Here is an 11,315-nt window from a genome sequence, read left to right as displayed (position 1 = left end):
ACTATGAAGATATTATCAATAAATGCTGTGAGGCATGGAATGAATTACTTTCTGAAGTTGGCCGATTGAAAAGTCTATGCTCCCGTTCATGGGCTGTTATTTCATAATTTAAAAATGGAATTGGTATAACCTTGGGTGAATTGCCGTTCAGATAAGACGAGAGGGTTTGCAACTCGGTACGGTTGCGTACCAGTTCTGCTTGCAATTCGTTCAGGATGCCACTGAGTGCCACGCCTTGGTCAGTTGCGCTAAGCAAACCGTTGGCACTCTGGAACGCCAGCAGTTCCGCAGTCACCACCTTCAACCGTTGCTCTGCCAGCACGACTTCTTTCTGGACAAAGGCCTGTTGCTCATTAGCCAGGGCATGGCTGATCTCGTTAACAAAGGCTTCACTGCGGGAAAGCACCTGTTTGGCCAGCTGCTGGGTAAACGCCGGGGTAAAACCCTGCACTTCCAGGTTAAGCATGCCGGTTTCTGCATTAAACCGAACCGAAATATGATCGCGGTAGTATTGAAGGAAGTCTTCGTAGCTGGCATCGCTTCCTAACTGTGAAAGCCAGTCCGGTTCATCCACATAGTGCTGGCGCAGGTTGAGGGTCTCCTGCAGATGGTTGAGCATATCCGGCGACTGGATAAAGGTCTCTACAATGCGCTGATCATTGCCCGCCTGTGGCGTAATACCCATCAGGCTGAAACCGCTGACAGATTGCCCGCCGTCGTTTTTCTCCACCATAAAGCTCGCTTCGGAAACAAACCGGTCCGACGCAAACCCGATATAGTAGAGGGCACAGGCCAGCCAGGGCAGTATCACCATCAACGCAAACCATCGGCCTACCTGACGGTGGAACAGATGCTTGCGAGCCAACTTAAACCATGGGTGCTGCTGTACTTTTTTTGGTATCGGTGGCACAAAGTTCGCACGGTTCTGAGGGTTCTTCAATAACTTCAAAGTTTCAATGGTTTTTCTACCTTGCCGGTTAACCGGATCGGCTTTTACTGGATCAACAGACGCGTCGGATGTCGCATCTGCTGCTGTTAACGGTTGGTTCATAGACATACTGCTTAATCAAAAATCCGGGTTATGCCTTCCCATGACTGAACATGGGAATACGATGAAGCGCTTAACATTTAAACGGTTTAACGTTTGAGCGTTACATGGCGTTATAGGCGGAAATGGCATCATCAATACTGTTATGGACGTGTATTTTCCCATCTTTTATATAGATACCAATATCGCACTGCCGCTTCAGTTCGTTCAGGTTATGGGAGACAAAAAGGAAATTGGCCCGATTTTTCTTGTCATCGAACACCTGCTGACATTTCTCTTTAAAACGTTTGTCGCCTACCGAGGTCAGCTCGTCGATCAGGTAGTAGTCAAAATCAAAGGCCATGCTGACCGCAAAGGAAAACTTTGACTTCATGCCGGATGAATAGGTTTTCAGTGGCATTTCAAAAAAGTCTCCAATCTCGGAAAACGCCTTGATAAAGGCCAGTTTTTCCTTTACTTCCTGCTGGCCATTGCCATAGACCCGACAGATAAATTCGGCGTTCTCCCGGCCAGTCATACTGCCCTGATAACCGGACAGACCCAATGGCCAGGAAACATTGCCCTTAATACGGATGCTGCCACGATTAGGCTGGTCAACGCCCGCCAGCAGATTCATCAATGTTGACTTGCCACTGCCATTGGCGCCAAACACACCGATATTTTTATCCCCCGGCAGGGTCAGGTTCACATCCTTCAAAATGTAATGACGACCTTTTGGCGTCGGGAAATATTTGGTGACGTTGTTAAACTCAATCATCGGGTCAGCATCCTGCGCCAGTTGGCCCGATACATCAGCATGCCCAGGGTCATCGCCACCAGCGTGCAGATCATCAGGTACTCCATGCTCACCAGTGATGTGTTGTAATGAGCTGAAAAACAGGAACGCATCAGCTCAAAGGTATGCAACAGCGGGTTCCACAGCAGGTAAGGATGCAGTGACGGCGGCATATCGTTAATGGTGAAAAAGGTACCGGAGATAAAAAACAGTGGTCGTAAAATAACCGGGATAAACTTGCCCACTTCCGGATACAGTGCATTAAACACACCGAAGACCAGACTGGTTCCAAATGCAAACAGACTGATCAGCGCGAAGAGCAGCAGGAACTTCAGGCTATTTATGACGACCACCTGATAGCCCAGCCACCAACTCCCGACCAGAATGGTGACCAGCGTCAAAAAAGCAATAGCTGCCTCCAGCATAAAACGGGTCAGATAAGCATCTAAAACCCGTACCTGCCGGTAAATAAACAGATTCTGATTGGCACTCACCGCCCCCATGGACTGGCTGATCACTTTATTAAAATAGAGAAAAGGTGCCATGCCCGTGGCCAGAAAGACCGGCAGATCCAAACCACCCACCGATGTCCGACCCTGAAAATAGAACATGGCCATAAAGAACAGGATTTGCATCAGCGGCTCCAACAGAGCCCAGACAATGCCCAGACGATACTGCCCAAACCGGGTTTTCAGCTCACGAATTAACAGGGCATGGATAACGGCTTTCTGGATTTGCCAGGACGTACGTTGCTGCATGGTCATTGTTGAATGTTTCAGCTCCCTGACGGATAGGATTCATAATTGGCTGGACGTGTTGAGGAGGCCAACAGTGAAAATGGAGGCACTTTATATCAGGAAAGAGTATAAGAAAATCCGTATTTAAAAGGATATATTGTGACTTACTCCATATCTTCCCGGCACAACTACCGCATATATACCCGTCGCCTTTCAAGTTGCTACTTTATTGACTGCACTCGCTCTCAATGGCCACATGGTATTTCTATGCCCCCATGGCTTTGCTCATTTGCCGCCGCGTAGCAACTTGAAATTCATTGGGTATGCCGCTCAACCCCAACCAACAAATAACAGACGAAAACACGTCAGATCATCAAGAAACAGCCATATCATGTTTGATTTGATCACTATTAATGATCGCTGTAACGTAGACACTTACGCCGTGAAAACCTTGAGGATTGACTGTCCATGCTGAAGAAAAAAACGATCAAAAAAACAGCGGAAACCGAAGTGACGTTTGAGTTTACTCAACCGGGCATCAAGTCCGTGTCGCTGGTTGCGGAATTTAACCAGTGGCAACCGGTCACCATGAAATACCATAAAAAAGAGAACGCCTTCCGGACCAAAGTAAAGCTGCCCGGCGACAAAGCCTTCCATTTCCGTTATCTGCTGGATGAGACCACCTGGGAGAACGACCATAACGCGGATGACTACGTGCCCAACCCCTATGGCAGCGATAACAGTGTGGTCTACACAAAAATCAAGAAGTAATTAAAAGAAAACCCCGTCACCCCTCTTTTACGATCATCGGGTAATGATGGGGTTTTCTCTAACAACTTTCGTACAGAATGATGCCGCTGAGGCAAATGACCAATACCGCAGAAAAGATCAAAAAACATCAACCCTCTGTCGCACGATCACTCCTGCCCACGAAAGTGTCGCAGAATCCGGGTCATCTGTTCCAGCCGCAGATTAAAACTGATCTTACACGCTCTCTCATTTTGGGTATGATCACCATCGCCAAACGGGCCAAAACCATCCAGCGTTGGTACACCCGCAGAAGCAATGGTATTGGCATCGCTGACCCCACCACGATGCTCTACCGGCAACGCGTATCCTAAAATATCTTGAATTTCCTCCAACAGCGCTTGCTGAGAAGGGTTACTCTCCATAACATCCCTTTGCAAACCGCCAGTCATGGCAATTTCAACCCCGTCCACAGGAGAAATGCTGATCAGTTGATCAATAGCGGACAGCACCCTGTCCCGCTCCCGGGTACAGGTAAAACGAAACTCCACCGCCATCTGTGCTTTCGGTGATATGGTATTGGCTCCAATACCTCCGGAGATTTTCCCCACATTAACCGTTGTACCTTTATCCAGATCCGTCAGTTCTGTCAGGGCAATCAGTAAATGCGCAGCCGCTAAATTAGCATTGCGCCCCTGCTGGTAATGATTTCCGGCATGGGCAGCCAGACCGGTCAGATCCAGATAAACCGTACCCACCCCTTTGCGCGCCGTTACCACCTCGTTATTCTGCCCGGCCGCCTCCAGGACAAGACAGGCATCGTATTGATCCGCAATACGGCTGGTGAGTAATTTGCTGTCATCACTGCCCGTCTCTTCATCGCTGACCAGCAGCATATCAATGTTATGGATCGCACCGGTTTCCCGGTGGATGTTACGCAGCGCACTCAAGGCCAGATAGATGCCGCCTTTCATATCGCAAACGCCGGGTCCATAAATCCACTGGCTATCTTCCCGAAACCCCTCGAACTCTCCCTTGGGAAAGACCGTATCCAGGTGTCCCAGCAGTAGCAATTTTCTGCCGGGTCTTTTATCCGATAAAAAAAGCAGATGGTCACCGATGGTTTCCCGTGAATGACGATCCGTTCTGTATCCCAGCGCTTGCATCCAATGGGCAATCATTTGCCCCGATTCGTCAACACCAGCCTTGTTGCCGGTATGACTGTTAATGTCAATTAGTGAGGCGAGTTCTTTAAAGTCCACTGCTGATCTTCATGATTGGGGTTAATAATATGATGAAACAGAACACCTGCTTCGTATTTCGGGGGGATTGTATCGGGTTTATTAAGTGACTTTATCGCCATTTCAGCACCATTGATTGACCCATATCATGGACTGCGCAAAATACCTGCAAGACCATTAGCAAACCGTAAATGCCCAAGTATATTTACCCCGCTTGATACCATGAACCGGTGTAAAACATGCCTGCCGGATTAATGTGCGTATCAAGAAAGACCTCGTTCTTTACTACATTTTTCCTGAGAATTGATCATGACAAAGCACACCGTAGGGATCTGGCTCTACCAGAATGGTGGTGGTGATACCATCCAACGCAAGCTGGTTGAACAACTGCGCGAACGGGATATCAATGCCATCACCGGGCTTGATCTTGCGCAGGCCATGGCCCATAACGGTTCAATCATGTGCAACGGCGTGGTCATGGAAGAACTGGACCTGTTCTATTCTTACAACGCAGGTCAGCAGACCGAGTACCAGATGTACCTGTATGAAATGCTGGACCGGCTTATCCCCATCATTAATAACTATCAGGCCTTCGCCCTGACTGAAGATAAATTCAAGACCACCCACCTTCTTCAGCGTAATGGTGTCTACACACCGGATTACTGCCTGTGTCACCACAACAATCTGGATCAGCTCAAGGCCAGCATGGCTGCATGGGGAGGCCGTGCCGTTTATAAACCCACCAACGGCTGGGGAGGAACCGGTCTGGTTCGCCTTGAGAATGAGAATGCCCTGAATATGCTGCAGCCATTTATGAACCAGCTGACAGCGCAGCATTTCTTTATTGAACGCTATATTAATAATGATCATACCGACTACCGAATTGACATTGTTGACGGCGAATTTGTCGGCTGCTACGGCCGTAAGGCCCCTAAGGACGACTGGAAAACCAATATTACCAGTGGTGGCAGCGTTATCCTGCGCGAGCCAAACGACGAAGTCGTTACCCTCGCCCTGGAAGCCGCCAGAATTACCGGACTGGAGATTGCCGGGGTTGACCTGATTTACGACCGGGACCGGGAAGAGTATGTGGTACTTGAAGTCAATGGCATTCCGGCTTTTGCTACGCCTGACCAGGAAGCCTTCGGCCTCGACTTCAATGACCGTAAGATCGAAAAAATTGTTGACCTGATTGAACGAAAGATCACGGTTAAACGGTTGATAGGCACCCCGGAAACCACTGGACTTGAGTTGACAGGAACTGCTGAACATGAGGTCTGAACACCGGCACGCTAGCCCGGAAAAACGCCCGGTTATCGGTCTGTTGTACCTTGACCATGTCTTGCGCTTTTTCGATAAATCCAACTTCAGGGGATGGCCTGACCGAATTGAATCGGTCGTTTACCACTGGGGCAATGACAAACAGCGTTTTATTCATGAGGTAAAACGTAAAAAAATTGAGGTATTGATCGGCAATATTCCAGCGACCGCTTACGAGACTTTCCGGGATATTGCCCGGGAACTGCCGGAAGTACGATTTATTCCCTCTCTGGACAGTCAGTTTGCCAACAAGTCCAAGGAGAATGTCACGCACTTCTGTGAGAAGTATCAGCTTCCCGTACCGGCCACCCGCATTTTTTATGAGATGGATGAAGCCCGTGAGTTCCTGGGCAGGACCTCTTTCCCAAAGATCATCAAACGTTCCTATGGGCCATCCAATTACGGTGGGTATTACGTTCACAAGGTAGACAGCGCATCAGAAGCCCTGGAGCTGTTGGAGCGGAAGCGCTACTACCCCGTATACCTTCAGGATTTCATTCCCATGAAGGCCGATATCCGGGTCATGCTGATAGGCCATAAGCCAGTCTGCGCATTCTGGCGTCGTCCACCGGAGGGCGAGTGGCTGACCAACACCTCCCAGGGTGGCACCATGGATTATCAGGGAGTACCGGATGAAGCACTGGCCCTGGCTGTCCGTGCATCAAAGGCCGCCAATGCCGAATACTGGGCCTGTGATATTGCCGTAAGCCATGATGATGAATACCGGATACTGGAATGCGCTACCGCTTTTGCCGCGTTCCCGTACATTCGTGACTGGATCGGCCAGTACCTGATGGCCGAGCTGACCTCGGGACGGATGCCTTACCCGAATATCCCTCTGTACAACTGGGAAGAACTCGGCAAAATCTCATCCCCGGTGTTGCGCGTCATGCGCCATATTACCTTCGGCCACTATCACGATGCCCAGGCCATGACCGATACCGGAGAAACCTTTCACCGCATGAGCGTTGATGACTACCCGCTATTGGGTACCGTGACGCTCCCTGGTGAAGAGTGGCCCAGTGAGCAATGGAACCGACAGGACAATTACCGCCCTCGGGCAACACCACCATTGCAGCCCGGAATCCGGGAGATTCAGGCTGCGGACCTGGGCGGCGAGGAAGTAACGAACGTTTCTGTTGAGGTTAGTCAGCAGATGACTCGCCTGCATTAGGCTCTGTTGAGATAAGGCTGACTTCGGGACGCCTGCGAGCCCGGCTAACCTACTGTTGTATCTATCCTGCTGCGGGCAGGCACTGTTATCATAAAACGGTACCTGCCTGACGGCCTCTTTCCCGAATAACAACAAGTACCCCTATGAAACAACAATACATTTCCTATCAGGAAACCATTGACTTCCTGCAGCAGGCGATGGGAGATCATCCTGACCTGATCCGTGTGCAGAGCATTGGAGAAACCGGTGAAGGGCGCCCCATCATGATGGTCACCCTTTCCCGTGATGTAGCCTACGCGGATCAAAAGCCGGCACTGCTTTACACCGGCACTATCCATGCCCGGGAATGGATCGGCATTGAACTGGCCACCCGCTTTGTCCGCCACGTCATTACCAACTACCGGACAGACCCGCATCTATTAAGCACCTTGACACGCAATACCCTGTATATGGTGCCCTGCCTGAACCCGGATGGGTTCGAGTACTCACGGAACCACTTCTCCTTCTGGCGAAAAAACCGGCGGAACAACGGCGATGGCACCTTTGGTGTGGACCTTAATCGAAACTTCCCGATCCGGTTTCGTAAAAACAGCGACACCAGCTCCAATATCTATGGGGGACCTGACGCTTTTTCCGAGCCTGAAACCCGGGCCATGCGGGATTTCGTAGAAAGCCACCCCAACATTACCATTGCGCTTGATTATCACTCCCAGGGAAATGTTTTCTTCCCTGCACACAAATTTAATCATGAGGAGGAGATCGAGGGCGCTGACCTGAATATTCTCTGTGCCAATATGGCCAATGAGATTCGCAAGGTCACAGGGCGGCAATATGGCATCCATCGCGGCAAGCCACCGTTCAATCTGATTCACGGCAGTGGTCGGGAGTATTATTACAGCAGGGGAATTCTGGCCACGGTGGTGGAGGTAGGAACACGCAACATCCCGGATTATCTGGTAAACATGTCCCAGAGTGTTGAAGAGAACATTCCTGCACTGATACATGCACTGGATTCTGCCATTAACTACTCAAAGCACGCACCAGCAAGGGTGGACAGTTTAACTGCTGAAGCCATCAGTTCCAGCAATATCACGCTGTGTTGGAATTACGACCGACTGGACGATTGCTATTTTGAGATTTACCGCAGTGAACGTGCCAAAAGCCCGTGTACTGCCGACCATCGAATCGCCGTAACCCGCTCGCTCAGCTATACCGATGCCCAACTGAAAAGCGGACAACGCTACTTCTACAACATTCGGGTTGTGGACCAGGTGACAGGAATCCACTCTGCCTTCACACCAACCCTCAAGGTCCGAACGCTACTGGGCAGTGATGAGTTTCTGTACACACTTTTTCCAGCGAAAAATGACGTGGGTTATGTCGGCGAAAAAACCACCAGACTGAACGCCAGCCATTTTGGCTACAACTCCCTGTTTGTCGGCATTAATCGTCGCAAGGGGTGTTGCTACGGGATTGTCTCGTTCAATCTGGACCGGCTCCCGCCCGATGCCTCGATCAAGAAAGCCTCGTTCTCGCTTTACCCAATGAACCGGGTCAATGCCAAGATCGAAAAATTCGGAGAGTGGTCGGTCTCCATGCTTGATGCCAGCACTATAAATGATCTCAGCAGCTACGTGCAGATTACCGAAGCCAATGTGCTGCAGACACTGGGTGACGCCATCGAATCCGACAGGCTGACCCAGGGCATATGGACAGAGTGGTCTTTCACCGAAGTGGAACGCCGTCTGCTGCAGCAACAGATTGATCAGGGTCAGCTGATTCTCAGGATTGAAGGGCCTGATCACCTGCCACCGGGAAATGATTCACAGATCATGCAATTTGATATTGGCTATGGCCGCTTTGGTGGCGGCATCCATTACCGCCCCAGTCTGGAGATCATTTACACTCGAGACAGTCAGTCACTGCCCCTTATGCCCTCGGCCTTACATACCATCAGCGAGAGCGAGGTGGTATCGGGCAAGCTGTTATCCGGATTTGATGGCCGGGGCAACAAGATTTACGGGGATCTCAGCTTCGACCTTAGTGAATTGCCCGATCCGGACTGTACTGTGATCACCTCAGCCTATGTACAACTGACCGCCAAAAACCAGCTTAAGACCCGTAAGGACCTTCGCTTCACCATGGAACTGGTGGAGCTTAAAGACTTGAACCATGCCAGTATCCGTGATCGCCAGCAAATTGAGTATGTCGGCTACGAAGTGAGCAATGCCCAGCTGAAAGAAAACGTTAGTCATCAGTTCATGTTTGACAGTTACTGCCGTGCAATATTGGAGGAACTGCATGCGGCTGAAAAACCGGTTCATCTGGTGGTTCGCCCGACAACACCATCGGCCGAAAGCAATGCCATTATAGACTGGCACGATGAGGAAGAGGCTGGATCAGCGCAGCTGGTGATTCATTACATTGAACGACGGAAACATCCACTGCCCGCCCCCACTGACCTCTCTGCAACGGTTGAAAACAATAAGGTTCGCCTGACCTGGAAAAAACCCGACCACCCGGATTTTGTCGGATGCTATGTGGTTCGCAACCGTTTTCATCCCCCCCGCTCCCCCATGGATGGTATCAAGCTTTATGCCGGCCAGGATGAGTACACTCTGGATGACTTCGGCAATCCGAATATCCCAAAATACTATACGGTGTTCAGCTATGATAATGTACCCAACTACTCGGTACCGGCCACAGTACTGTTCAGTCTGGATGAAGTAATCACACTGGTGGAGGATGATATTCCGGAAACTCAGGAGGAAGAGGAAGAACGGTTATCACTGGAACTTCACTGAGCACACCCGGCGAGAACGCCATAACCGCTTAACCGGACTGTGATATGGCCATAACCATATGGCTATATCAGTTCACAGCGGCGAGAGAACACGCGAGTTAATCCAGGCACTCAAACCGCCTGACCGCATGATCACCCAATAACGACCGCACCTTCTCCTTGCACTTATCCACGCACTCCGCCTCGGTCATCTCATCAACCCGCGCGGCGCACTTTGGTCCGAAAATGTCCAGCATCAGTTGTTTGCACTGCTGTTTTTTGGAGGGAGTTTCAATATCAAGATCAATCATGATACACCTGTATTACCTTATGAAAGCCAGTTCCTGATCATCGAATTTAATTAGAACGTACAGCTATCTCATCTAATACAGCAAATCGATCCCTATTCATCATTGTAATCAAGGTTTTCAGGTACAGGAGGTCTTACTGACCAACCCCGCACTCTGTCCTGTCAATCCTCCACTGGTCCGGCTGGCTGTCAATTATTCAAATCCATCCTGATCATCACACCAGGAGGGCGGTGAACAATTGACAGCATGCTATCCAGTCAGGCTCAGGTAAAACGCCGTTTTTTGTGCTGGTAGTAGTTAACCCGGATATTTCATATTAACAACAGGGTAAGGATACCCCCTTTGCTTTCAATGAGTTATATGTATATCAATAAGTTAGGAATGCACTTTAGTACAACCATTAATGGCTGTTAGTGGTTACAGGCAGCTTTTTTCGACACCTGAGCGAAGACTATACGACAAATTTATGTCAATCAGGAATCTCAGTTCATAAGAGGGTCACATTTTACATCGGATCATGTAGGTGATAGAGGGATTCGAATCCTTACAATATTGGACATACTCTTTATATATCAACAGGTTAGCTAGACCCAGAAAAACAAAAAGTGTCCATTTGGGTTTGTTAAAAGTGTTTATTGGTCACTTTGGTGGACACCTCCATGCAGCCAAAAATACCATTTTTTTTTAAATAAGTTACTATATAGCAGCAGTGTATAAAACGTGTTAAATGCTACCTCACTATAAAGTAACAAAAACTATGCAAGCTGTTCTCATACCATTCGCAATTGATAAGAAAACCGGAAGTTATGTCGAAGTAGGTAATGTTGAACGTGGTAAAAAATGCGAGTGCCTGTGCCCAAGTTGCAAACAAGGTGTTTTAGCTAGACATGGACAGAAAAATTCATGGCACTTTGCACATGATAAAGATGCTGAAGATAAGCCCATCAAAGCTTGTGAGCTATCTTTTTTCAGCTGCTGTCGACATTACATAATAGAAATTGTGGCTAAAAACTTAGTCCAAAAAATAAGCACACCACAATATAATATTAAACTTGTCATCACCGATGTAATAAGTCTTCAAAACACCAGTTTAATTTGACCTCCCGATTAACCCTTTTCTGGCCGATTGTTTTCCTGTTGGTATCAAGCAGGGAGCAGCGCCATGACCAATCGAGAGGAC

The 11,315-nt window shown here is 49.1% G+C and carries 10 protein-coding genes; 5 read left to right on the top strand and 5 right to left on the bottom strand.

The window, feature by feature from the left end; genetic code table 11:
* Position 1 precedes the first annotated feature (1 nt).
* The 3 genes from AK963_RS19915 to AK963_RS19905 form a co-directional block, all read right to left on the bottom strand.
* A complete protein-coding gene (locus AK963_RS19915) occupies positions 2 to 1,051 on the bottom strand; it encodes a KpsE/RkpR family capsule polysaccharide export protein (RefSeq protein ID WP_066017185.1) in 1,050 nt (349 codons plus the stop codon).
* 100 nt (positions 1,052 to 1,151) lie between these two features.
* A complete protein-coding gene (locus tag AK963_RS19910) occupies positions 1,152 to 1,805 on the bottom strand; it encodes an ABC transporter ATP-binding protein (protein WP_066017184.1) in 654 nt (217 codons plus the stop codon).
* On the bottom strand, positions 1,802 to 2,587 hold the full coding sequence (locus AK963_RS19905; protein WP_083232791.1) for an ABC transporter permease: 786 nt from the start codon (positions 2,585 to 2,587) through the stop codon (positions 1,802 to 1,804). The genes AK963_RS19910 and AK963_RS19905 overlap by 4 nt, the downstream gene beginning before the upstream one ends.
* Before the next feature lie 441 nt (positions 2,588 to 3,028).
* Between AK963_RS19905 and AK963_RS19900 the strand changes: the two genes are divergently transcribed.
* Positions 3,029 to 3,331, top strand: a complete 303-nt coding sequence (locus AK963_RS19900; protein WP_066017182.1) for an isoamylase early set domain-containing protein — start codon at positions 3,029 to 3,031, stop codon at positions 3,329 to 3,331.
* Positions 3,332 to 3,477: 146 nt separating this feature from the next.
* Here the strand turns inward: AK963_RS19900 and AK963_RS19895 are convergent, their stop codons facing one another.
* Entirely contained in the window at positions 3,478 to 4,569 is a 1,092-nt protein-coding gene (locus AK963_RS19895) for a M20 family metallopeptidase (protein ID WP_066017181.1), read from the bottom strand.
* Between the two features lie 288 nt (positions 4,570 to 4,857).
* On the opposite strand from AK963_RS19895, the gene AK963_RS19890 reads away from it, so the two are divergent.
* From AK963_RS19890 to AK963_RS19880, 3 genes are all read left to right on the top strand, one after another.
* Positions 4,858 to 5,829 carry an ATP-grasp domain-containing protein gene (locus tag AK963_RS19890; RefSeq protein ID WP_066017180.1) on the top strand — a complete coding sequence of 324 codons (972 nt, stop codon included), beginning with the start codon at positions 4,858 to 4,860 and terminating at the stop codon, positions 5,827 to 5,829.
* Positions 5,819 to 7,042, top strand: coding sequence for an ATP-grasp domain-containing protein (locus AK963_RS19885; protein ID WP_175404578.1), 1,224 nt, complete (start codon positions 5,819 to 5,821; stop codon positions 7,040 to 7,042). Before AK963_RS19890 ends, AK963_RS19885 begins: the two co-directional genes overlap by 11 nt.
* Positions 7,043 to 7,185: 143 nt before the next feature.
* Entirely contained in the window at positions 7,186 to 9,846 is a 2,661-nt protein-coding gene (locus AK963_RS19880; protein ID WP_066017179.1) for a M14 family metallopeptidase, read from the top strand.
* Positions 9,847 to 9,943: 97 nt separating this feature from the next.
* Here the strand turns inward: AK963_RS19880 and AK963_RS19875 are convergent, their stop codons facing one another.
* Positions 9,944 to 10,135 carry a hypothetical protein gene (locus AK963_RS19875; RefSeq protein ID WP_066017178.1) on the bottom strand — a complete coding sequence of 64 codons (192 nt, stop codon included), beginning with the start codon at positions 10,133 to 10,135 and terminating at the stop codon, positions 9,944 to 9,946.
* A 757-nt stretch (positions 10,136 to 10,892) separates the two neighbouring features.
* On the opposite strand from AK963_RS19875, the gene AK963_RS19870 reads away from it, so the two are divergent.
* A complete protein-coding gene (locus AK963_RS19870) occupies positions 10,893 to 11,234 on the top strand; it encodes a competence protein CoiA family protein (protein ID WP_175404577.1) in 342 nt (113 codons plus the stop codon).
* Positions 11,235 to 11,315: the final 81 nt, after the last annotated feature.

This window comes from Endozoicomonas atrinae, from assembly GCF_001647025.1.
GTDB lineage: Bacteria > Pseudomonadota > Gammaproteobacteria > Pseudomonadales > Endozoicomonadaceae > Endozoicomonas > Endozoicomonas atrinae.
The sequence above is the reverse complement of the archived record's forward strand: the minus strand, read 5'-3'. Positions and strand labels throughout refer to the sequence as shown.

What these genes read in the sequence shown, in the direction of transcription:
- AK963_RS19915 (WP_066017185.1), bottom strand. Translation starts at nt 1,051, where the DNA reads ATGAACCAACCGTTAACAGCAGCAGATGCGACATCCGACGCGTCTGTT.
- AK963_RS19910 (WP_066017184.1), bottom strand. Translation starts at nt 1,805, where the DNA reads ATGATTGAGTTTAACAACGTCACCAAATATTTCCCGACGCCAAAAGGT.
- AK963_RS19905 (WP_083232791.1), bottom strand. Translation starts at nt 2,587, where the DNA reads ATGACCATGCAGCAACGTACGTCCTGGCAAATCCAGAAAGCCGTTATC.
- AK963_RS19900 (WP_066017182.1), top strand. Translation starts at nt 3,029, where the DNA reads ATGCTGAAGAAAAAAACGATCAAAAAAACAGCGGAAACCGAAGTGACG.
- AK963_RS19890 (WP_066017180.1), top strand. Translation starts at nt 4,858, where the DNA reads ATGACAAAGCACACCGTAGGGATCTGGCTCTACCAGAATGGTGGTGGT.
- AK963_RS19885 (WP_175404578.1), top strand. Translation starts at nt 5,819, where the DNA reads ATGAGGTCTGAACACCGGCACGCTAGCCCGGAAAAACGCCCGGTTATC.
- AK963_RS19880 (WP_066017179.1), top strand. Translation starts at nt 7,186, where the DNA reads ATGAAACAACAATACATTTCCTATCAGGAAACCATTGACTTCCTGCAG.
- AK963_RS19875 (WP_066017178.1), bottom strand. Translation starts at nt 10,135, where the DNA reads ATGATTGATCTTGATATTGAAACTCCCTCCAAAAAACAGCAGTGCAAA.
- AK963_RS19870 (WP_175404577.1), top strand. Translation starts at nt 10,893, where the DNA reads ATGCAAGCTGTTCTCATACCATTCGCAATTGATAAGAAAACCGGAAGT.